The 21323-nt window shown below is 70.8% G+C and carries 21 protein-coding genes and 1 tRNA gene; 15 read left to right on the top strand and 7 right to left on the bottom strand.

What is annotated here, in order from left to right:
• Window positions 1–51 precede the first annotated feature (51 nt).
• Entirely contained in the window at window positions 52–1533 is a 1482-nt protein-coding gene (locus AC5YDA_RS07875) for a methyltransferase (protein ID WP_496188289.1), read from the top strand.
• Between the two features lie 15 nt (window positions 1534–1548).
• Here AC5YDA_RS07875 and AC5YDA_RS07870 read toward each other — a convergent pair whose 3' ends face one another.
• Complete coding sequence (locus AC5YDA_RS07870) at window positions 1549–2559, bottom strand: S1C family serine protease (protein ID WP_496188290.1); 1011 nt, start codon at window positions 2557–2559, stop codon at window positions 1549–1551.
• 63 nt (window positions 2560–2622) lie between these two features.
• Window positions 2623–3771 (bottom strand): S1C family serine protease, encoded by a 1149-nt coding sequence (locus AC5YDA_RS07865; RefSeq protein ID WP_496188291.1) that lies wholly within the window; start codon window positions 3769–3771, stop codon window positions 2623–2625.
• A gap of 158 nt (window positions 3772–3929) precedes the next feature.
• Here AC5YDA_RS07865 and topA point away from each other — a divergent pair, with 158 nt between their 5' ends.
• Entirely contained in the window at window positions 3930–6617 is a 2688-nt protein-coding gene (topA, locus tag AC5YDA_RS07860) for a type I DNA topoisomerase (protein WP_496188292.1), read from the top strand.
• 22 nt (window positions 6618–6639) lie between these two features.
• On the opposite strand, the gene AC5YDA_RS07855 is transcribed toward topA, so the two are convergent.
• On the bottom strand, window positions 6640–7074 hold the full coding sequence (locus tag AC5YDA_RS07855; protein ID WP_496188293.1) for an NUDIX hydrolase: 435 nt from the start codon (window positions 7072–7074) through the stop codon (window positions 6640–6642).
• Window positions 7075–7146: 72 nt separating this feature from the next.
• Here AC5YDA_RS07855 and AC5YDA_RS07850 point away from each other — a divergent pair, with 72 nt between their 5' ends.
• Window positions 7147–7797, top strand: coding sequence for an HAD-IA family hydrolase (locus tag AC5YDA_RS07850; protein WP_496188413.1), 651 nt, complete (start codon window positions 7147–7149; stop codon window positions 7795–7797).
• 82 nt (window positions 7798–7879) lie between these two features.
• Here AC5YDA_RS07850 and AC5YDA_RS07845 read toward each other — a convergent pair whose 3' ends face one another.
• On the bottom strand, window positions 7880–9379 hold the full coding sequence (locus tag AC5YDA_RS07845) for a catalase (RefSeq protein WP_496188294.1): 1500 nt from the start codon (window positions 9377–9379) through the stop codon (window positions 7880–7882).
• 110 nt (window positions 9380–9489) lie between these two features.
• Here AC5YDA_RS07845 and tmk point away from each other — a divergent pair, with 110 nt between their 5' ends.
• From tmk to AC5YDA_RS07815, 6 genes are all read left to right on the top strand, one after another.
• Window positions 9490–10224, top strand: a complete 735-nt coding sequence (gene tmk, locus AC5YDA_RS07840) for a dTMP kinase (RefSeq protein ID WP_496188295.1) — start codon at window positions 9490–9492, stop codon at window positions 10222–10224.
• On the top strand, window positions 10221–11381 hold the full coding sequence (locus tag AC5YDA_RS07835) for a DNA polymerase III subunit delta' (RefSeq protein ID WP_496188296.1): 1161 nt from the start codon (window positions 10221–10223) through the stop codon (window positions 11379–11381). The genes tmk and AC5YDA_RS07835 overlap by 4 nt, the downstream gene beginning before the upstream one ends.
• 78 nt (window positions 11382–11459) lie before the next feature.
• On the top strand, window positions 11460–12311 hold the full coding sequence (locus tag AC5YDA_RS07830) for a DoxX family protein (protein ID WP_496188297.1): 852 nt from the start codon (window positions 11460–11462) through the stop codon (window positions 12309–12311).
• Window positions 12312–12375: 64 nt separating this feature from the next.
• Window positions 12376–12448: transfer RNA gene (locus AC5YDA_RS07825), tRNA-Thr, on the top strand.
• A 26-nt stretch (window positions 12449–12474) separates the two neighbouring features.
• Entirely contained in the window at window positions 12475–13008 is a 534-nt protein-coding gene (locus AC5YDA_RS07820; protein ID WP_496188298.1) for an NUDIX hydrolase, read from the top strand.
• Between the two features lie 41 nt (window positions 13009–13049).
• On the top strand, window positions 13050–14018 hold the full coding sequence (locus AC5YDA_RS07815; RefSeq protein WP_496188299.1) for a bile acid:sodium symporter family protein: 969 nt from the start codon (window positions 13050–13052) through the stop codon (window positions 14016–14018).
• A 3-nt stretch (window positions 14019–14021) separates the two neighbouring features.
• Here AC5YDA_RS07815 and AC5YDA_RS07810 read toward each other — a convergent pair whose 3' ends face one another.
• Window positions 14022–14753, bottom strand: a complete 732-nt coding sequence (locus AC5YDA_RS07810) for a PIG-L deacetylase family protein (RefSeq protein WP_496188300.1) — start codon at window positions 14751–14753, stop codon at window positions 14022–14024.
• 41 nt (window positions 14754–14794) lie between these two features.
• Window positions 14795–15430: an NADPH-dependent F420 reductase gene (locus AC5YDA_RS07805; RefSeq protein WP_496188301.1), complete on the bottom strand. Its 636-nt coding sequence runs from the start codon at window positions 15428–15430 to the stop codon at window positions 14795–14797.
• Window positions 15431–15777: 347 nt separating this feature from the next.
• Between AC5YDA_RS07805 and AC5YDA_RS07800 the strand changes: the two genes are divergently transcribed.
• From AC5YDA_RS07800 to trxA, 4 genes are all read left to right on the top strand, one after another.
• A complete protein-coding gene (locus AC5YDA_RS07800; RefSeq protein ID WP_496188302.1) occupies window positions 15778–16209 on the top strand; it encodes a tautomerase family protein in 432 nt (143 codons plus the stop codon).
• A gap of 163 nt (window positions 16210–16372) precedes the next feature.
• Window positions 16373–16645 carry a DUF2277 domain-containing protein gene (locus tag AC5YDA_RS07795; protein WP_496188303.1) on the top strand — a complete coding sequence of 91 codons (273 nt, stop codon included), beginning with the start codon at window positions 16373–16375 and terminating at the stop codon, window positions 16643–16645.
• A complete protein-coding gene (locus AC5YDA_RS07790; RefSeq protein WP_496188304.1) occupies window positions 16635–17219 on the top strand; it encodes a DNA-3-methyladenine glycosylase in 585 nt (194 codons plus the stop codon). Before AC5YDA_RS07795 ends, AC5YDA_RS07790 begins: the two co-directional genes overlap by 11 nt.
• A 53-nt stretch (window positions 17220–17272) precedes the next feature.
• Window positions 17273–17692 (top strand): thioredoxin, encoded by a 420-nt coding sequence (trxA, locus tag AC5YDA_RS07785; protein ID WP_496188305.1) that lies wholly within the window; start codon window positions 17273–17275, stop codon window positions 17690–17692.
• Here trxA and AC5YDA_RS07780 read toward each other — a convergent pair.
• Window positions 17659–18768, bottom strand: coding sequence for an adenosine deaminase (locus AC5YDA_RS07780; RefSeq protein WP_496188306.1), 1110 nt, complete (start codon window positions 18766–18768; stop codon window positions 17659–17661). The two genes, trxA and AC5YDA_RS07780, sit on opposite strands and share 34 nt — an antisense overlap.
• 180 nt (window positions 18769–18948) lie before the next feature.
• Between AC5YDA_RS07780 and AC5YDA_RS07775 the strand changes: the two genes are divergently transcribed.
• A complete protein-coding gene (locus AC5YDA_RS07775) occupies window positions 18949–19965 on the top strand; it encodes an ABC transporter substrate-binding protein (RefSeq protein WP_496188307.1) in 1017 nt (338 codons plus the stop codon).
• Window positions 19966–20064: 99 nt separating this feature from the next.
• The coding region (locus AC5YDA_RS07770; protein ID WP_496192930.1) for an IS256 family transposase at window positions 20065–21323 on the top strand (1259 nt) is incomplete at its 3' end.

The following is a 21323-nucleotide window of genomic DNA, read 5'->3' as shown; positions in this document are numbered from 1 at the left end:
CTCTCAAGCCTAGGGGGGCGCTCCGACAGTCCGGCGTGACAGGCTGGGACCATGCTCAGCCGTACCGATGCCGCAGCCCTCGCCGATCGCCTCCGCGATGCCGGCTTCACCTTCGCCGACACGACCGACCGGCTCGGCCCCGAGGCGACGGACGCGCTGGCCCGCAACACCACCTTCGCGGCCCGGGACGCACTCGGGGACGCCGTCGACACGCAGGCGTCCCTGGTCCGGCTGTTCCTGCTGCACGACACCCTGGCCCCGGATGCCGCGGGCGCGGCCCTCGGCGACCTCACCCCGCTCGTGGACGCCGGCATCGTCGTCCCCGACGCCGGGGGCGTGCGGGCCGGCCTGGAGATCCGCCCCTACGCGGCGGCGGGCGCCGGCGTGGACTTCGACGGCTGGATCACGGGTGACCTCATCCCGATCCTGGACGGCCGCCTGGGGCGGTCCCGCCCCGACTTCGTGCTCGGGGCCTCGCCGGCCTCGACGACGCTGGCGCAGATGACGATCCGTCGGCCGGTCGCGCGCGCACTCGATCTGGGCACCGGCTGCGGCGTCCAGAGCCTGCTGCTGGCCGGCCATGCCGACCACGTGGTCGCGACCGACCTCAACCCGCGGGCGGTCGCCATGGCCCGCCTCACCGCCGGCCTCAACGGGCTCGAGCTCGACGTCCGCGAGGGGTCGCTCTACGAGCCGGTGGCCGATGAGGTGTTCGACCTCATCGTCACCAACCCCCCGTACGTGATGAGCCCGCCCACCGGGGAGCGACTGGTCTACCGCGAAGGGCAGTTCACCGCTGATGAACTCGTCCGTCGAGTCGTCGTCGAGGGCGCCGACCGCCTCGCGCCGGGCGGCACGCTGCAAGTGCTCGGCAACTGGGCGGACACCGGCCGGGAGCCGTGGGAGGAGCGGGTGCGCGGCTGGATCGAGCCGACCGGCTGCGACGCCCTCGTGCTCCAGCGCGAGTTCCTGGACCCGTACGAGTACATCGAGCTGTGGCTGAACGACGCCGGCTGGGTCGGCACGACGGAGTACGCCCCTCGGTACCGACAGTGGCTCGACTACTTCGACTCCCTGGGGATCACGGGGGTCGGCATGGGGTGGATCATGCTCCACAAGGCCGGACGCCCCACCCCCGACGTGGTGGTCGAGGAGTGGCCGCACGCGGTCCACCAACCGGTGGGGGACGCCTTCGCCGCCCACCAGGCCGGCGTCGCCGCAGGCACGGTGTCGGACGCCGACCTCCTCGCCACCGCCTGGCGGCTCCACGAGCGGATCGACGTCGAAACCCTCGGCCGCCCCGGCGCGGAGGATCCCGAGCACATCATCCACCGCCAGCGGTACGGCTTCGGCCGGGCCGTCGAGGTCGACACGGCCCTGGGGGCGGTGCTGGGGGCGAGTGACGGCGAGCTCACCGCGGGGCAGTTGATCGCGGCCGTCGCCGACATCCTCGGGGTCGAGCACACGGCCCTGGCCGAGGACCTGACGCCCCGTCTCCGCGAGCTGGTGCGCCAGGGGTGGTTGGAAGCCTGAGGGGGAAGCCCACCCTCAGTTGACCGGGCTGCTGCCCAGCGTGACCGATGCCGTGTGCCGGAGGCCACGGGCGTCGGTCCAGGACAGGTCGACCGCCTGGCCGGGCTGCAGGATCGCGAGCGCGGAGGAGAGCTCCGCGTGCGTGCTGACCGCGGTCCCGTCGATGGCGGTGATGAATGACCCCTCGGTGACGCCGGCGGCAGCGGCCGGACCGTCCGCGACCACGGAGCCGATGACCAGGCCCGAGGCTCCCAGCACGCTCACGCCCAAGTAGGCCCGCGGGCCGATCTGGACCGAGGCGTCCTCGTTGCCCGAGCGGATCCGTTCGACCACGGCCAGCGCGTCCTTGATCGGAACCGCGTAGCTCGCGGTCGTGACCGGGGCGGCCACGGGGCCGCCGCGCCCGCGAGGAGCACGGGTCGCGGTCTGCGACCCCGCCGTGGTCATGCCGAGCACCTCGCCCTCGGCGTCCACCATCGCGCCGCCGGAATCCCCGGGCACCGCGCCCGCGGTCGTCTCGATGACGCCGTGCAGCGTCTCGGTGCCGCCGGTCTCCTTGCCCACGGTGACGTCCTCGGAAAGCGACGTGACCCGTCCGGACGCCTTGACCAACGACCCGCCACCCGACGCGTTGCCGATCGCCGTGACGCTGTCCCCGACGGTCACCGGGTCCTTGTCCGGGGTGATCGTGGCCAGGCCCGAGGCGTCCGTCAGGTGCAACAGCGCGACGTCGGCGCTCGCGTCGTGGCCGACCACGGTCGCGGTGTAGGTGCGCCCGGTGCCGGGCACCTCCACCGCGATCTGCGTCGAACCCTCGACCACGTGGTAGTTGGTCAGCACCTGCCCGTCCGCCGTGAGCACCATGCCCGTTCCGGCCGCCTCACCGTGGGGGAGCGTCGTCGCGATGAGCACGACCCCGGAGGTCGGGTCGAGCGGGCCGCGCAGATCGGCTGCGACGGTGGGCACGGCGGCGATGAGGGCCACGTTCGTGGCCAGGGCGGCGGCGATGAGGAGCGGCTTGTTCATGGCAGCCAGTCGACCGCCGGACCCTGTGGGTCGGCTGTGGGTAGCCCCAAGGGTCGGTGTGAGTCAGTTCAGCGGGTTGGCGGCGACCGTGATCTGGGCCGTGCGCTCGCGCCCGGCGCTGGTGGCCCAGGAGATGGTGGTGGTCGTGTCCGGCTCGATGGTGTCCAGGACGTCGGACAGTTCAGCCCGCGTGCGGACGCGTCGGCCGTCCAGGGAGAGGATGGTGTCGCCCTCCCTCAGGCCGGTGCGGCCGGCGGGGGAGTCCTCCAGCACGTTGCGCACCCGCAGGCCCGAGGAGTCGTCGACCTCGGCGATGACACCCAGATACGCCTTGGGTCCGATCACGACCGTGCCCGACTCGTCGCCGCCCCGGATCTTCTCGACGACCGCCAGGGCCTCGTGGATCGGGACCGCGTACACCTGCTTGTCCTCGCCGCCCGCCGCGTCGGAAGCGCTGCTGCCCGCCGTCGTCATGCCGAGGACCTCGCCCTCGCCGTCGAACATCGGGCCCCCGGAGTCACCCGGCCAGGCCGGCGCATTGGTCTCGATGAGGCCGTTGAGGCGCTGGGGCGGGTCGTTCTCGCTGGCGCCCCGGACGTTGATGGAGCGGCCCAGCCCGAGCACGTTGCCGCGGTGAGCGGTGACGAACCCCTGCCCGTTCGCGTTGCCGGCCGCCACCACGACGTCGCCGAGGCGGACGTCCTCGCCGTCGATGGTCACCGACTCGAGGTTCCGGGCGCGCTCGAGCTTGAGCAGGGCGACGTCCTTGGTCGCGTCACGCCCGACCATCTCGGCGTTGTAGCGACGTCCGCTGCTGGCGATGGTCACCGTGATCGACTCGGTCGAGCGGACCACGTGGTAGTTGGTGAGGACGTAGCCGTCCTCGGACAGCACCATGCCGGTTCCGGCGACACCCTCGTTCGGCGTCCGGCCCGAGATCAGCACGACACCGCGCTTCACATCGTCGGTCACCTCGACCGGCCCCACCGACTGCTCCGGCATCGGCCGGGGGGACGCCGCGGGTGTGGTCGGCTGGAGCGGGTCCACCGTCGGCCGGGGCAGCGGCACCGTCGTGGCGGCCGGGGGCCTCGGCTGCAGGCGCTGCGCCCAGAGTCCGGTCGATCCGGTCACCGCGATCGCGGCACCGAACTGTGACGCCATGGCGAGCAGCACACCCAGCACCACCAGCACCAAGGAGGGTGGGCGAGACACCGGACGTGTCTTCGGCGGGGGCCACGGGGCAGTCACGTGGGGCAGTTTACGAGGACGGCCAAGGGCAACAAGGTGCGTCCGTCTTGACGGGAGGCGCTAGCATCCGGACGTGTCGAAGGGCGTACCCTCGGCATTCCCGCAACCGCAGAGAGCAGAACGTGGCCACAGACACCAAGCGCAGACTCGTGATCGTCGAGTCCCCCGGCAAGGTGCGCAGCATTGCCCAGTACCTCGGCGAGGGGTACGTCGTCGAGGCATCGATCGGCCACGTCCGCGACCTCCCCACCGGTGCCGCCGAGGTGCCGGCCAAGTACAAGGGTGAGAAGTGGGCGCGCACCGGTGTCAACATCGACAACGACTTCGAGCCGCTGTACGTGGTGCAGGCCGACAAGAAGGCCACGATCCGCAAGCTGAAGGATGCACTCAAGGGTGTCGACGAGCTCTACCTCGCCACCGATGAGGACCGCGAGGGCGAGGCCATCGCGTGGCACCTGCTCCAGGAGCTCAAGCCCAAGGTGCCGGTCAAGCGCATGGTGTTCCACGAGATCACCCCCGACGCCATCCGCGCGGCCGTCGCCGCCCCGCGCGAGCTCGACACCGACCTCGTCGACGCGCAGGAGACCCGGCGCATCCTCGACCGCCTCTACGGCTACGAGGTCAGCCCCGTGCTGTGGAAGAAGGTCATGCCGCGCCTGTCCGCGGGGCGGGTGCAGTCGGTGGCGACGCGCCTGGTCGTCGACAAGGAGCGTGAGCGCATGGCGTTCCGGTCGGCGAGCTACGCCGATCTCGAGGTCACCCTGGACGCCGCCGGACACGAGCCGGACGCCTTCACCGCCCGCGTCGCCACGGCCGCCGGGCTCAAGGTCGCGTCGGGTCGGGACTTCGACTCCGTCGGCACGTTGAACACCAGGAACGCCCTGCACCTGGACCTCGCCGGGGCCCAGGCGTTGGCCGACGCCCTCACCGGCGGTTCCGTCGTCGTCGACGGCGTGGAGGCCAAGCCGTACACGCGGCGTCCCTACCCGCCCTTCCGCACCACGACGCTGCAGCAGGACGCCGGCCGCAAGCTGGGCTTCACCGCCCAGCGCACCATGTCGGTCGCCCAGTCGCTGTACGAGGGCGGTTTCATCACCTACATGCGAACCGACTCGGTGACCCTGTCCGGTGCCGCCATCGCTGCGGCGCGCAAGCAGGTCAAGGAGCTCTACGGGGACGCCTTCCTGCCCGAGAAGCCGCGCGTCTACTCCTCGAAGGTGAAGAACGCCCAAGAGGCGCACGAGGCGATCCGTCCCGCCGGTGACCACTTCCGGACGCCGCAGGCGACCGGCCTGCGCGGGGACGAGTTCCGGCTCTACGACCTCATCTGGAAGCGCACGGTCGCCTCGCAGATGAAGGACGCCGAGGGCCAGACGGTGACCATCAGCATGACCGCCACGCCGGCGTCCGCCCCGGAGGTCGCGGACGCCACCACCGGTGAGCTGCGGCGGATCGACCGGGCCGGGCTCACGGCGTCCGGCCGGACGATCACGTTCCCGGGGTTCCTCAAGGCGTACGTCGAGGCACGGGACGAGGGCGAGGCCGACGACGCGACCGCCAACCTGCCTGCGGTGAAGGCGGGGGAGACCCTCGCCGTCGCGGGAGTCGAGGCCGAAGCGCACGCCACGCGTCCGCCGGCCCGCTACACCGAGCCGTCGCTGGTCGCCAAGCTCGAGGAACTCGAGATCGGGCGGCCGTCCACCTATGCGTCGATCATCAGGACGATCACCGCGCGCGACTACGTGTTCAAGAAGGGGTCGGCGCTCGTTCCGACGTGGCTGGCCTTCGCCGTGACGCGCCTGCTGGAGGAGCACTTCACCGATCTGGTGGACTACCAGTTCACCGCCGGCATGGAGGACATCCTCGATGAGATCGCCAAGGGCAACGCCGACCGCGTGCAGACGCTGAAGAACTTCTACTTCGGCGCCGACGGCCACGACGGCCTCGAATCGCTGGTGAACGACCTGGGTGAGATCGATGCCCGGGCCCTGTCGACCTTCTCCCCCGTCGGTGGGGAGGAGTCGGGGATCGACGTCCGCGTGGGTCGCTACGGCACCTACGTCGAGGATGCGGACGGCAACCGCGCCAACGTCGACGACGACCTGCCCCCGGACGAGTTGACGCTGGAGAAGGCCCAGGAGCTGCTCGCCACTCCCGCCGGCATGGAGCGCGAGCTGGGCGCCGACCCGCAGTCCGGCAACCCGGTCGTCGCCAGGAACGGGCGGTTCGGTCCCTACGTCACCGAGGTGCTGGCCGAGGGGTCCCCCAAGACCGCCAAGCCGCGGACGGCGTCCCTGTTCAAGGAGATGTCGCTGGAGACCGTCACCCTCGAGCAGGCGCTGCAACTCATGTCGCTGCCGCGCGTCGTGGGCCAGATCGAGGGTGAGGACGTCACCGCCCAGAACGGACGCTACGGGCCCTATCTGAAGAAGGGCACCGACTCACGCTCGCTGGAGAGCGAGGACCAACTCTTCACGGTCACGGCGGAAGAGGCCACCGCGATCTTCGCGCAGCCCAAGGCGCGCGGACGCCGTGCCGCAGCCGGGCCGCTCAAGGAACTCGGCGCCGACCCCGCGTCCGGCAAGCCGGTGGTCGTCAAGGACGGTCGTTTCGGGCCGTACGTGACCGACGGCGAGACGAATGCGACCCTGCGCAAGTCGGACTCGATCGAGGAGATCACCCTCGAGCGCGCGGCTGAACTGCTCTCCGAGAAGCGGGCCAAGGGGCCGGCTCCGAAGAAGACCACCCCGCGGCGCACGACCACCACCCGCAAGGCGCCCGCGAAGAAGGCGGCTGCGCCCAAGGCGTAGCGGCCGAGGGAGGCCTCGGGAGTCACACCTGCGGGGCCAGGAGCGCCGGGATCACGTGCTCGGTCAGCATGGGTGAGAGGGTATGGTCGTCGGCGTAGTCGTGGTCGCCGTCGATGGGCAGCCAGCGCAGCTCCTCGATCTCGGCCGATGCGGTGGGTTCGCCGGGTAGTGGCGCCGTGAAGACGTCCGACGCGATGACCATCCCCGGTTCGTTGGCCGCGCCGGCGGTCCAGTGCCCCAGCAGCGACACCGATGGGGGCGTGAGCATGAGCGACACCTCCTCGGCCACCTCACGGAGGATGGCCGCCAGGTGGCTCTCGCCCGGCTCGACCTTGCCCCCGGGCAGCATGAACCGATCGGTGCCCCGTTTCCGCACCAGCAACAGGTCGCCCTGCGCGTTGCGCAGGGTGATCGACACCACGAAGAAGTCGACGGGGCGATCGGGGCGGTGGTTCACGGCGTCCATCCAACCACTCCCGGGGCCGCGGCCCGGACGCAGGGGCGGGGGAAGGATAGGGTCATCGGTGTGATGGTCAACGATGTCGCCGCGCTCCTGCTGGACATGGATGGAACCTTGGTCGACTCGACGCCGATCGTGGAGCGATTGTGGACGGAGTGGTCGCTCGCCCACGGCATCGACCCCGAGCGGACCCTCGCCGTCATCCACGGCCGTCAGGGGCAGGACAGCATGGCCCTGCTGCTGCCCGACCGCCCGCACGAGGAGAACGTTCGCGAGAACCGGGCGTTGCTGGCGCGGGAGACCCTCGAACTCGAGGGCGTCGTCGCCATCCCGGGCGCGACGGACCTGCTGGCCCGCCTGGCCGGCCTGCCGCACGCGCTGGTCACGTCGGCGACCCGCGAACTGGCCTCGGCGCGCATGGGTGCGGCCGGGGTCCCGATGCCGGACGTCGCCGTCACGGGTGAGGATGTCCACGTGGGCAAGCCCGACCCGGAAGGTTTCCGCACGGCAGCCGGGTTGCTCGGCGTCGATCCTGCGGCGTGTGTGGTGGTCGAGGATTCCGCCAACGGCATCCGGGCGGGGCTGGCGGCGGGCATGCGCGTCATCGGCGTGGGGCCGGGGGCGGCCGACCACCACCCGACCTGGGCGGTCGGCTCCGTCGCCGACATCGGGCCGGCACGCGACGGAGCCGGAATGCGTCTCACGCTCACCCTGGCCTGACGACGCCTGCCCGGTCGTCAAGGCCGAGACGCCGAGCAAGAAGGGGCCGGCCCCAACGGGCCGACCCCTTCAGGCGGAACGGTCAGGCGTTCTCGGCGCCCATGCCCGGGATGGTGACCTCGTCCCGACCGGCGCGGACGGCCTGCTCGACGCGGGTGCCGATGCCCTCGTCGACCGACTTCCAGTACCAGAACGCCCGCTCCAGGACCTCCTGGCGCTTGATGCCCGACAGGGCGCCGGTCAGGGTCTCGACGAGGCGGTCGCGCGCTGCATCGTCGAACACCTCGCGGACCAGGGTCCCGGGCTGGCCGAAGTCGTCGTCCTCGGCGTGCAGCGTGTACGCCTGGCGGACCATCTCGCCGTCGGCCTCCCAGCCCTCGGCGGTGCTGCCCTGCCAGTCGCTGTACTCACGGCCGAGCGAGTTCGGAGCGTAGACCGGGGCACCGCCGGAGTGGTGGTACGCCTGGTTGCCGTCGAACATCCACTGGTTGACGGCCTCGTAGCCGCCCTCGACTCCCTGGGGCTGGTTGACCGGCAGCTGGTGGAAGTTCGGGCCGATGCGGTAGCGCTGGGCGTCCGCGTAGCCGAACACGCGGCCGAGCAGCATCTTGTCGGGGGAGACGCCCATGCCGGGCACCATGTTGGACGGCCCGAAGGCGGCCTGCTCGATCTGGGCGAAGAAGTTGTCGGGGTTCTTGTTGAGCTCCAGGACACCGACCTCGTGCAGCGGGTAGTCCGCGTGCGGCCAGACCTTGGTGAGGTCGAACGGGTTGAAGCGGTAGGTCTTGGCCTCCTCGTAGGGCATGACCTGGACCGACAGCGTCCACTTCGGGAAGTCGCCGCGCTCGATGGCCTCCCACAGGTCGCGGCGGTGGAACTCGGCGTCCTCGCCGGCGAGGCGCGCGGCCTCCTCGTTGGTGAGGAACTCCATGCCCTGCTGCGTGTGGTAGTGGAACTTCACCCAGAAGCGCTCGCCGGCCGCGTTGACCCACTGGTAGGTGTGCGAGCCGTAGCCGTTCATGTTGCGCCACGTCCGGGGCAGGCCGCGATCACCCATGAGGTAGGTCACCTGGTGGGCCGACTCGGGGGAGAGGGTCCAGAAGTCCCACTGCATGTCGGCGTCACGCAGGCCGTTGCTGGCCAGGCGCTTCTGCGAGCGGATGAAGTGCGGGAACTTCATGGGGTCGCGGAGGAAGAAGATCGGCGTGTTGTTGCCGACGATGTCGAGGTTGCCCTCGGTCGTGTAGTGGCGCAGCGCGAAACCGCGCACGTCGCGCCAGGTGTCGGGCGAGCCGAGCTCGCCGGCGACGGTGGAGAAACGCAGCAGCGTCTTGGTCTGGGTTCCGGGCTGGAAGACGGCGGCTTTGGTCCAGCCGGAGACGTCCTGGGTCACCGTGAACGTGCCGAAGGCACCGGCGCCCTTGGCGTGGGGGCGGCGCTCGACGACGTTCTCGCGGTTGAAGTGGGCGAGTGTCTCGACGAGATGGGCGTCGTGGAGGAGCAGCGGGCCGTTGGGGCCGATGCTCAGGGAGTGGGCGTCGCTCTCAACCGGCGCGCCGCCGCTGGTACGGGATTCGGTCATCGTTGATTCCTTCCGTGCACAGTCGTGGGCTGTCCCAGACAGGGTCCCAGAGGTGAACGCTTTTCGCAGCCCCCCTATTCCGGCGGGCACCTCGGATCGCTCCGCCTAGGATGAGCACCGTGCGAGGGACTTTCGTGGTGTTCGAGGGCGGGGACGGCGTCGGCAAGACGACGCAGTCGCGCCTGCTCGCCGACTGGCTGAGCGAGCGGGGCCACGAGGTCGTCCGGACGTTCGAGCCGGGCGACGGCCCGGTCAACGCGCAGATCCGGACGATCCTGCTGTCGCGGTCCACCGAGGACCTTGCGCCCCGGGCCGAGGCCCTCCTGTTCGCCGCCGACAAGGCCCAGCACGTCCACTCGATCATCCGGCCCGCCCTCGAGCGGGGAGCCGTGGTGGTCTGTGACCGCTACGTCGACTCGACGCTTGCCTACCAGGGCGCCGGCCGCGTCCTCGACCTGGACGACGTGGAGCGCATCAACTGGTGGGGAACGGACGACCTCCGCCCCGACCTCACCGTCCTCCTCGACCTGGAACCCGAGACCGGGCTGGCCGGCATCGACGAGCACGACCGGATGGAATCCGCCGGCGCCGCCTTCCACCAGCGAGTGCGCGCCGGCTTCCTGGAGCTGGCCGAACGTCACCCCGAGCGCTACCTGGTCCTCCCGGCGCGCGACCCGATCGAGGCCGTCGCCGTGCGTATCCGAGAGGCGGTCGCGGCCTTGATCAGCCGCCCCGGGGGCGAGCCCGAAGTCGGACGCCGCGGCTTCCTGAGTGCCTTGTTCACCCCCGAGCGGGAGCCGGCGGCCGATGAAGTGTCGGCCGGACGCGACAGGGTGGAGGAGTGACGACTTCACCGCCCGTCGGCTCCGGCATCTGGGCCGACCTCGTCGGACAGGATCGGGCCGTCGAGGTGCTGCGCCGCGCGGTCGCCGGCCAGCGGCACGCGATGACGCACGCCTGGCTCATCACCGGTCCACCCGGCTCCGGACGCTCGAACGCCGCCCGGGCCTTCGCCGCCGCCCTCCAGTGCGAGCGCGGGGGGTGTGGCGAGTGCAACGCCTGCCGGACCTCCCTGTCGGGCGCACATCCGGACGTCACGCTGGTCCGCACCGAGCAACTCTCCATCGGCGTGGACGAGGTGCGCGACCTCGTCCGGCGTGCCGCCATGGCGCCCACCCTCGGACGCCGGCAGGTGCTGGTGGTGGAGGACGCCGACCGCGTCACCGAGCGAGGCGCGGACGCCCTGCTGAAGGCCATCGAGGAGCCCGCGCCGCGCACCGTCTGGCTGCTGTGCGCCCCCACACCCGAGGACGTCATCATCACGGTCCGCTCCCGCAGCCGGCGGGTGGAGTTGGCCACCCCGAGCGAGGCGGCGATCGCCCACCTCCTGGAGCACCGCGACGGCGTCCCCGGCGAGATGGCGGCGCACGCGGCGCGGGTCGCGCAGGGCCACATCGGACGGGCTCGCGCGATCGCCCGCAACGAGGACGCACGGCGTCGCCGCAGCGAGATCCTGCACATCCCGGCCCAGCTCACGACCCTGGGCGCCTGCCTCCAGGCGGCCGCCAACCTCGTGGCCGCGGCGTCCGAGGAGGCGACCGCCGCGACCGAGTCGCTGGACGCCAAGGAGCGCGCCGACCTCTCCGAGGCGCTCGGCATGACGGCCAAGGGGGCGCGTCCACGGCACGCCCAGGCCGCGCTCAAGGACCTGGAGGAGCAGCAGAAGGCGCGTGCCAAGCGGCTCCAGCGCGACGCCCTCGACCGGGTCCTCACCGAACTCACCGGCTACTACCGGGACGTGTTCGCCCTGCAGAGCAAGGCGACCCAACGGCTGATCAACGCCGACCTTGCCGTCGACCTCACCACGGTGGCCCGGCGCACCCACCCGGAGCAGACGATCGCCAAGCTGGATGCGATCCTCGCCTGCCGCGAGGCCCTCGAGACCAACGTGGCCCCGCTGCTCGCGATGGAGTCGCTCATGATCAGCCTCCACGCGGCGTGAGTGTCGCTCCCCGGCTTCGGGGAGAGGCTTTGGGAGGATGGGAGTGGACGTATGCCCCTGCCAGCAAAGGACTTCCCCATGGCCGACAACCTCAACGACGGACCTGACGAGCAGTCGGAGCCGCGCACGGACTGGGATGCCGAACCGAAGCGCGCGCACTCGGTGGAGCGCACCGGTGCGACCGCATCAGCGGGCGGGACGGGGGGCGAGCGGGCGCGCGAGCAGTCGCTGTTCCGTGAGGAGCGGGACGAGCGCGAGGACGCCGCCCGCGCCCAGGCGGACGCCGAGCGTGAACGCCTCCTCGCCGAGCGGGCTGCACGCCGCGAGGCGAGGCTCGCGGCGCTGGCTCCCGTCGAGCCCGACCCACAGGTGCAGGCCTCCCCGGCGCGTCAGGTGGGGCGGCCGGCCCCGGCGGCCGGCGCCACCCTCGGCAGTGGGGCCAGTGCGGCGGACACCGTTCCGGTGCGCACGGAGACGGTCCGCGTCACCGAACGCAGCACCGACAAGTTCGCGGGCGCGTTGGCCTTGTTCCTGCTGCGCCTGGTGGTCGCGGCGATCGTCGGGATCCGCGGGTTGTACCACCTGCTCAACCTGCCGGCCACGACCGAGTTGGTCCAGGGCACGGTCCTGCCGTACGCCAGCATCCTGGCCATCGCGCTCGGCGCGGCCGAGGTCGCGATCGCGGTCGCCCTGGTCTTCGGCCTGCTGACCCGCCTCGCGGGGATCGGCCTCATGCTCGTCGCGGGCGGGGCGCTCGGCTTCGTGCTGTGGGGTCCCTGGAGCCCGTTCATCGCCGGGCAGGCGGGGTTCACCGGCGAGCTGGAACTCCTGCTGGTGGCCGTCGGCGCGCTCTTCCTGTTGGTCGGGGCCGGCGGCTGGTCGGTCGACCGGGGCTTCCGCACCCGGCGAACCGAGACCCGCGGCGCCTGATCCCGCTCGGTTTCACGCTGCGGGCCTGAGGTTGCTAGAGTGTGGCCTCGGTCCGCAGGGCCGCGCCACCTTAGCTCAGTTGGTAGAGCAACGCACTCGTAATGCGTAGGTCACCAGTTCGAATCTGGTAGGTGGCTCTCTTCATGCCCGCAGGAGGGGAAGCATGGCAACGCCCGACTTCATCCTGGACCTGCGCCGGCACATCGGCACCAGCCCCCTGTGGTTGTCGGGGGCCACGGCCGGCATCCACCGCAGGCGCCCCGACGGCACACCCGAGTGGCTGTTCGTCCGCCGTGCCGACACCGGCGGGTGGTCCGTCGTGACCGGGATCGTCGACCCCGGCGAGCACCCGGCGGAGGCCGCCGTCCGGGAGGCACTCGAGGAGGCGGGCGTCGCGGTCGAGGTGGAGCGGCTGGTCTGGCAGGACGTCGGCCCCATGGTCACCTACGAGAACGGCGACCGGACGCAGTACATCAACCACACGTTCCGCTGCCGCTGGGTCTCGGGGGAGCCACACCCGGCCGACGGTGAGAACACCGAGGCCGCCTTCTTCCCCGAGGGCGACTTCCCGCCCCTGCGCGAGGACTATGCCCGTGCCATGGGTGTCCTCGTCGCGGACACACCCGAGTGCGGACTGGGTGCGATGCCCCCGGTTGACGCCGCGTCCAACGAGCGAGATCGCCATCTCACTGCCTGAGATGCAGGCATAATCGGCTGGTGAATGCACAATCTCGCTCCTTGTCACGTGAGGATCGCAGCGCCACCCTGGCCGTGACGATCTTCCCCCTGCTCGTCCTCGCCGCGGCGTTCTTTGGGTTCTTCAACGCCCCCGTGGCACGCCAGCTGGGACCGCACGTGAGCACCCTGCTGATGATCATCATGTTCGGGATGGGCCTCACGCTCACGATCCCCGACTTCAAGCTCGTCCTGACCCGTCCGTGGCCCATCCTCATCGGCGTGGTCGCGCAGTACGTCATCATGCCGCTCGTGGGCGTCCTGGTGGCCTGGGTGCTGCAGCTGCCGCCGGAGCTCGCCGCTGGCGTCATCCTCGTCGGCTGCGCCCCCGGGGGCACCTCGTCCAACGTCGTCACGTACCTCTCCAAGGCCGACACGGCCCTCTCGGTCGCGATGACCTCGGTGTCGACCATGCTCGCGCCGATCCTCACCCCCACCCTCACCCTGCTGCTGGCGGGCCGGTACATGCCCATCGACGGCGGTGCGATGGCCCTGAGCATCCTGCAGATCGTCCTGATCCCCGTCGTCGGGGGACTGGTGGTCCGCCTGCTCCTCCCCCAGGTGATCGAGCCCCTCCTCCCGGTCATGCCGTGGCTGTCCGTGGTGGCGATCTCGGGCGTCGTCGCGGCGGTCGTGGGTGGTTCGGCGGCCAAGGTCGTCTCCGCCGGCCTCATCGTGTTGGCGGCCGTGGTGCTGCACAACGGTCTGGGCTACCTGCTCGGCTACGTGGCCGGACGCCTGTGCCGTCAGCCGGAGCGCGTGTCCCGGACCATGTCCATCGAGGTGGGCATGCAGAACTCCGGCCTCGCGGCCGGCCTGGCGGCCCAGTTCCTCAACCCGACCGCGGCGCTGCCGGGAGCGATCTTCTCCATCTGGCACAACCTGTCCGGTGCGCTCCTGGCGATGGTCTACCGGCGCGCGGCCAACCGGAAGGACCGTGAGCGGGCCGACCTCGCCGGCCCCACGGTCTGACTCCTACGCCAACGCGTGTGCGCGGAACAGCACCGCATGGCGCACGCCCAACGCCCGGCCGCCCTCCCGCAGCATCCCGGGGATCAACTCCCGGGGCAACGGGTGGGAGGGCAGGTCGTCGAGGTAGGCGCGATGGGCCGACAGCGAGGCCACGGACGCCTGGACGTCGGCGTCCGAGACCTCGACGCCGTGGCTGGGCCGGGCGGATCCCGTGACGAGGAGCCACCTGGTCGCCCACTTCGGCAGGTGTTCCTCGGTAGCCAGCTCGGGGAACACCCACGTGTTGTCGGCGTCGCGGCAGGCGTCCAGCGTTGCGAGACCGGCCGCCCGGTGGTCGGCCTGGTTGAGCCCCCACGGCACCTCGACGTCCCACGTGCCGGTGACGACGGCGTCGGGCCGGAACCGCCGGATGGCGCGGGTGATGTCGCGGCGCAGGTCCAGGCTCGGCATGAGCATGCCGTCGGGGTGGGTCAGGATCGTGAGGTCCTTCACGCCGACCCGGTCGCAGGCCTCGCGCTGCTCGCGGGCACGCAACGGCCGGACGACCGCGGGCGGGGACTGCATGCCCGCCTCGCCACCGGTCAGGAGCAGGTAGCCGACCTCGACCCCCCGGCTCGTCCACCGGTGGACGGCGGCGGAGGCGCCGTACTCCATGTCATCGGGGTGGGCCACCACGCACAGCACGCGGGTGAACTCCTCATCGGGCAGGGTCTCGAGGACGGCGGCGTCCGGCATGAGGTGCAGCCTAGGCCCACCGGTGCCCGTCCGGTACCCGGCTAGGCGGCCTGGGTCCGCGCCACCGCGCGGTGGAGGCCCTCGGCGTCCACCCAACGGCCGAACACGGGGGCGTCGCCCTCGAGGTGGCGTCCGTCGGCGAAGCTGAGCTCGACCGGGTCGAAGCCCAGCGCGTCCAGCAGGTCGGCGACGGCCGCGCGCGCCTCGCCGTCGTCGGACGCCGCGGCGACGGCCCGGCGCTCGACGTGGCCCGCGGGACGCGCGTCCGTCTCCATGTCGTGGTAGCCGAGGTGGTTGAGGGACTTCACCAGACGCATCTCGGGGTTGAGCGACCAAACCCAGTGGCTGCTCGAGGGGGCCTCCGCCACCCCGGGCAACTCGCCGTCGACGGGGTACCAGTGGTTCATCGCATCGACGACGATCTTGCCCGAGAGTCTCGCCAGGTCCACGGTCCGGATCTTCGACATCGGGATGGCCAGCACCACGATGTCGGAGTCGGCCACGACCTCGGCCTCGGGGAGCAGGCGAGCGCCCGGCAGCATCGTCTCGACGATCATCGCCTGCATGGGTCGGGTCGGGCTCCCGGAGATGAGCACCTCCCAACCCGCGGCCAACGCGAGACGTCCGAGCGTGGTGCCGACCTTGCCGGCACCGATGATCCCGAGTCGCTTGTCCACACCAGAGAAACGTCGACCCACCGACGGGCATTCCCGAGCCCGGGCGACCCCTGGGTCGACCCGAGATCAGATCACGTTCGAGGAGGTGACGGTCCCGGTGATGTGGCACGGTCACGGCCCTGACCGTACGCGGACTTGCCCGGACGCCGGCTTCCTCGGCAAACGCCGGAAGCAAGCGGAGTGCGGACACGTTTCCGGCGTCTCCCGAGGGGTACATGAGCACCGCTCAGGCCCAGCCCCCCCAGGCTGGGCACACCCCTTGCCAAGGTGGCCCACGGTGCTCCACGCTGCGTGGGCCCGGGTTCGCCCGGCGGCCGATCGAAGGGGTGGACTGGCAGACTGGGCCAATGCCGACCTACACCGTCCGCACGGCGACGGGGCGCTTGGATGTCAACGCCCGCGAGCGCCTCGCCCAACAGATCACCGCAGCACACACCGCCGCCACCGGAGCGCCGGGCTTCTTCGCCCAGGTCGTGTTCGACGAGGTCGACTCGGGTCGGCACTTCGTCGGAGGCGTGCCCCTGGCCGACGAGGTGGTCTTCGTCCAGGGACAGATCCGGGACGGCCGGACGCCCGAGCAGAAGCACCTGCTCCTGGATGGCCTGATCCAAGCCGTCACGAGCACTCTCGGCGTGAAGCGCCGATCCGTGTGGGTGTACCTGCTCGAGCTGCCGCCGACGAACATGGTCGAGTACGGGTATGTGCTTCCGGCAGCAGGTGGCGAGTCGGCGTGGCTGGCGTCCCTCGCTCCCGAGGATCGTGAGCACCTCGGGGCCTGAGGGCCGACGACTTCCCGTTTCTGCTCGCCCTGCGCGGGCTGCCGTTCGAGCGCCACCACCACGGGTGCCTCGTCGACGACGGGGAGTGGCGCCGGCAGCGTACGAGGACTTCGTCGCGGGGCAGGAGTTACCGCGGCAGGGGTCAGCTGGCATGGTGGAGGGCATGTGCCGCAACATTCGTCCGCTGTTCAACTTCGAGCCGCCCGCCCACCCGGACGAGGTGCACGAGGCCGCGCTCCAGTACGTCCGCAAGATCAGTGGCATGAACAAGCCGTCCATCGCCAACCAGGCTGCCTTCGACGCCGCCGTGGCCGAGATCGAGGCGGCCACCCAGCGGCTGGTCTCCTCGCTGTCGACGACGGCGGCCCCGAAGGACCGCGACGTCGAGCGTGCCAAGGCCCGAGCCCGCAGCGAGGCCCGCTTCGGTGCTGCCTGACCTGTCCCACCGCTCCCTCGGCGTCGCACCCGGCCTGCTCGGGTGTGTGCTTCGCCTGGGTGGGGTGGCCGTCCGGATCGTCGAGGTCGAGGCGTACGAGGGGGCGGACGACCCCGCTTCGCACGCCTGGCGGGGCAGGACCGCGCGCAACGCGTCCATGTTCGAGCCGGGCGGACGGATCTACGTCTACACCATGCACGGTCACGCCTGCCTGAACATCGTCTGCGGCCCCGAGGGAGTGGCGTCGGCGGTGCTCGTCCGGGCGGGGGAGGTGGTGGCCGGCACCGCGGAGGCGCGCGCACGGCGTCCGGGGGTGCGTGACGCGTGGCTGGCCCGCGGTCCCGGGAACCTGTGTCGGGCACTCGGGGTGACGCGTGCCGACGACGGGACGGTCTTCGGCGCCGGCGGGCTCGCGTTGGAGTCCGGACGCGCCCCGGGGCTGGTGGCGTCGGGTCCCCGAGTCAACGTCTCCCGGGCCTGGGAGTGGCCGTGGCGGTTCTGGGACGAGGCTTCGGCGTCCGTCTCGGTGTACAAGCCCCACCCGAACGCGCGGACGGCGAGCCCCGGCGCGTGACCGACGGACGCCGGCGCGGTGGCCACGCGTGTGGGACTCACTAGATTGGACCCATGGCGAAGGTGGTGGCGTGCCCCCGGTGCGGCACGAAGAACAGGGTTCCGGCGGCGGCGACGGGGCACCCGCGTTGCGCCTCGTGCAAGGCGGCGCTGCCCTGGCTGGTCGGTGCACAGGACGCCGACTTCGATGCGGTCGTCGACACGAGCCTGCTCGTGGTGCTCGACCTGTGGGCGCCGTGGTGCGGCCCGTGCCGGATGATCGCACCGACGCTGGAGAAGATCTCCGCCGAGTACGCCGGACGCGTCAAGGGGGTGAAGGTGAACGTCGACGACAACCCGGCCGTGTCGGCGCGGTTCGCCGTGCAGAGCATCCCGTTGGTCGTCCTGCTGAAGGACGGGAACACCGTCGACACCGTGATCGGCGCCCAGTCGCCGCAGGCCTACCGCCAGCGCATCGACGCCGCGCTGCGCTGAGCGGCGGTTCCCGAGGAGGGTCGGCCGGGTTCAGGGTGCAGTGCCACGAGCCAGTCGTCCACCTCGGACAGCCATCGGGCCTTGTCGGCTTCGGAGGCGAACGACGCGTTGATGGACGTCCTGGCCAGGTCGGCCAGTTCGGGATCGGTCAGCCCGTGGACGTCCCGAGCCGTCTGGTACTGGTCGACCAGCCGCGACAGGAAGAGGAGCGGGTCGTCCGCGCCCAGGGCGACCCGGGCGCCGGCGTCCAGCAGGGTGGTCAGGGGGACGTCGGCCAGCGTGGGGTAGACGCCCAGGTGGACGTTGGATGCCGGGCACACCTCGAAGACGATCCCTGCGTCGACCAGCCTCGCCAGGAGGGTGGCGTCCTCCACGGCACGGACGCCGTGTCCGATCCGTGTCGGCTCCAGGTGCTCGACGACCTCCGCGAGGTGTTCGGGTCCGCGCAGTTCACCACCGTGCGGGACCCCGGGGAGGCCCGCACGGCGCGCGATCCGGAAGGCGCCGTCCCACTCGGACGTGTCGCCCTCCCACTCGTTGTTGTTCAGCCCGAAGGCGCACACCTCGCCGGCCCCCTGCCCGGCGTGGCGAGCGGCGAGTCGGGCCAGCGTCCGCGCGTCGAACGGGTGCCGGACGCGTGAGGCCGCCACCACGATGCCGACCTGAACGCCGGTCGCGGCCGAGGCGACCCTGGCCTCGTCGAGGATGATCTCGAGCGCCGGCTGCAGCCCGCCCACGGACGGTGCGTACGAGGTGGGGTCGACCTGCAACTCGAGGCGGCGCGACCCTTCCGCGGCGTCCTCCGCGGCGGCCGACGAGACCACCGTGCGCAGCGCGTCCTCGCCGGTCACGGCGGCGCGCGCGATGTCGTAGAGGCGCTGGAACCGGAACCAGCCGCGCTTGTCGGCCGGCACGTCGAGGGCGATCGAGTCCACGAGTTGTTCGGGCAGTTCGATGCCACGTGCGTGCGCCAGGGACTGCAGGGTCGGTACCGACAGCGAACCCGTGAAGTGCAGGTGCAGGTGGGCCTTGGGGAGCGCCGCGAGGTGTCCCCCTCCAGCCACCCCCGCATCCATGGCGTCGATGCTAGGTCACAATGACGCAACGGCCGTCCGCCGAGGGAAGCTTTCCATTGACAGGGAAGCATTAGCCATGGATTCTATCAATCGTTGACAACTTCAACTGGCTGTTCGGTACTGCCGGGACATCGCAGACCCCGCCCCGACAGCCGTCGCACTCATGGAAGGTCCGTACGCATGAAGAACACGGCATCGAAGCCCCGCCGTCGCCGCCAGGGCGCCCTCGTCGTCCTCGCCAGCATCACCGCTGTCGTGCTCGCCGCGTGCAGTGGCGGGAGCCCTGCTCCCGCGAACACGGCTGCGGCCCCCGGCCAGACGGCCGCGGTCCCCGCCTCCACCAAGCTCACCGTCGGCGTCATCCCGATCGTCGACACCGCTCCCTTCCGCCTCGGCGTCAGCAAGGGTTTCTTCAGCGAGAAGGGCCTCGACATCACCGTGCAGGACGCCCAGGGTGGCGCGGCGATCGTCCCGGCCGTGATGTCCGGCTCCAACCAGATCGGCTTCTCCAACCTGTCGAGCCTGATCGTCGCCCAGTCGCGCAACCTGCCGGTTCAACTCGTGGCGGCCGGTGTGGCCACCACCGGTGACCCGTCCGAGGACTTCGGCGGCGTCGTCGCCAAGGGCGACTCGCCGATCGCCTCCGCCAAGGACCTCGCGGGCAAGACCGTCGCGGTCAACACCCTCAAGAACATCGGTGAGGTCCTCGTCCGCTACGGCGTGGAGAAGGACGGCGGCGACCCCGCCAACATCAAGTTCGTCGAGATGGGCTTCCCCGACATGGCCGGCCAGCTCGCCGGTGGCAACATCGACGCCGCGTGGACCGTCGAGCCCTACACCTCGATCATCAAGGGCCAGGGTGGCAAGGTCGTCGACTACAACCTCGCCGGCTTCGACAAGAACCTGCAGATCGGCGGCTTCTTCACCACGAAGGAGTACGCGTCCAGCAACCCGAACGTGATCAAGGCCTTCGGCGAGGCGCTCACGAAGTCCAACGAGTACGCCACCGCGAACCCGGACGAACTGCGCGCCTTCCTGTCGACCTACACCAAGATCGACCCGACGGTCCAGAAGGCCGTCGTCCTGCCGAAGTGGCCGACCTCCATCGACCAGGCCGCCCTGCAGAAGCTGGCCGATGAGGGCCTCAAGTACGGCATGACGGACAAGCCTGTCGACACCAAGGGCCTCCTCGGGTGACCTCGACAGCGCTTTCGGAGCGGGAGGGACTGTCGGAGTAACGGTGTGTGGGGGTCCGGCCTGATCCGAAAGGAGATGGCCGTGACTGACACGACCGAGATGACCGAGATGATCGACCCCGTGACGGGAGAGATCATCGATCAGAAGCAGCTCGCCGAGCAGCTGCTCGCCCAGGCCAAGGCTCAGGGAATGTCCCTGGTCGGCCCGGGCGGGTTGTTGTCGGGGCTGACCAAGCAGGTCCTGGAGACCGCGCTGGAGGCGGAACTGACCGAGCACCTGGGCCACGAGCACGGCGCAGCGCCGCTGGGCACGAACATGCGCAACGGCACCCGGTCGAAGACGGTGTTGACCGAGATCGGGCCGGTCGAGATCGAGGTGCCCAGGGACCGGGACGGCTCGTTCACGCCGGTGATCGTGCCGAAGCGGAAACGGCGCCTGGACGGGATCGACCAGATCGTGTTGTCGCTGTCGGCCCGCGGCCTGACGACCGGTGAGATCGCCGCCCATTTCGAGGAGGTGTATGGGGCGAAGGTGTCCAAGGACACCATCAGCCGGATCACCGAGAAGGTCGCCGGCGAGCTCGCTGAATGGTCCAGCCGGCCACTGGACCCGCTCTATCCGGTGATCTTCGTCGACGCGATCGTGGTCAAGGTCCGCGACGGCCAGGTCCGCAACACCCCGTTCTACGTGGTGATGGGCGTCACCACCAACGGCGAACGAGACATCCTGGGGATCTGGGCCGGCGACGGCGCCGAGGGCGCCAGGTTCTGGCTGCAGGTGTTCTCCGAGCTGAAGAACCGCGGCGTCGACGACGTGCTGATCGCCGTGTGCGACGGGCTGAAGGGACTGCCGGAGGCGATCACCACCACCTGGGACCGCACCGTCGTCCAGCAGTGCATCGTCCACCTCATCAGAAACTCGTTCCGCTATGCCGGCCGGCAACACCGCGACGCCATCGTCAAGGCCCTCAAGCCGGTGTACACCGCCCCGTCGGAGGCCGCGGCCAGGGATCGGTTCGCCGAGTTCGCCCACGATTGGGGCGGGCGCTATCCGGCGATCGTCAGGTTGTGGGAGAACGCGTGGGCCGAGTTCGTGCCGTTTCTGGAGTACGACGTGGAGATCCGACGCGTGATCTGTACGACGAACGCGATCGAGAGCATCAACGCCCGTTACCGCCGGGCGGTGAACGCCCGCGGCCACTTCCCCAACGAGGCCGCCGCGATGAAGTGCCTGTACCTGACCACCCGATCGCTTGACCCCACCGGCCACGGAAAGGCACGCTGGGTCGTCAGGTGGAAGCCCGCCCTGAACGCCTTCGCGATCACCTTCGCAGGCAGGTTCGAGAGAGCCACTCACTA

The sequence above is a fragment of the Propioniciclava sp. LT294 genome, from assembly GCF_059516005.1.
The sequence above is the reverse complement of the archived record's forward strand: the minus strand, read 5'-3'. Positions and strand labels throughout refer to the sequence as shown.

Coding starts and splice junctions, on each gene's coding strand:
- AC5YDA_RS07875 (WP_496188289.1), top strand. CDS start 52: ATGCTCAGCCGTACCGATGCCGCAGCCCTCGCCGATCGCCTCCGCGAT.
- AC5YDA_RS07870 (WP_496188290.1), bottom strand. CDS start 2,559: ATGAACAAGCCGCTCCTCATCGCCGCCGCCCTGGCCACGAACGTGGCC.
- AC5YDA_RS07850 (WP_496188413.1), top strand. CDS start 7,147: ATGGTCAACGATGTCGCCGCGCTCCTGCTGGACATGGATGGAACCTTG.
- AC5YDA_RS07845 (WP_496188294.1), bottom strand. CDS start 9,379: ATGACCGAATCCCGTACCAGCGGCGGCGCGCCGGTTGAGAGCGACGCC.
- tmk (WP_496188295.1), top strand. CDS start 9,490: ATGAGCACCGTGCGAGGGACTTTCGTGGTGTTCGAGGGCGGGGACGGC.
- AC5YDA_RS07830 (WP_496188297.1), top strand. CDS start 11,460: ATGGCCGACAACCTCAACGACGGACCTGACGAGCAGTCGGAGCCGCGC.
- AC5YDA_RS07820 (WP_496188298.1), top strand. CDS start 12,475: ATGGCAACGCCCGACTTCATCCTGGACCTGCGCCGGCACATCGGCACC.
- AC5YDA_RS07810 (WP_496188300.1), bottom strand. CDS start 14,753: ATGCCGGACGCCGCCGTCCTCGAGACCCTGCCCGATGAGGAGTTCACC.
- AC5YDA_RS07800 (WP_496188302.1), top strand. CDS start 15,778: ATGCCGACCTACACCGTCCGCACGGCGACGGGGCGCTTGGATGTCAAC.
- AC5YDA_RS07795 (WP_496188303.1), top strand. CDS start 16,373: ATGTGCCGCAACATTCGTCCGCTGTTCAACTTCGAGCCGCCCGCCCAC.
- trxA (WP_496188305.1), top strand. CDS start 17,273: ATGGCGAAGGTGGTGGCGTGCCCCCGGTGCGGCACGAAGAACAGGGTT.
- AC5YDA_RS07780 (WP_496188306.1), bottom strand. CDS start 18,768: ATGGATGCGGGGGTGGCTGGAGGGGGACACCTCGCGGCGCTCCCCAAG.
- AC5YDA_RS07775 (WP_496188307.1), top strand. CDS start 18,949: ATGAAGAACACGGCATCGAAGCCCCGCCGTCGCCGCCAGGGCGCCCTC.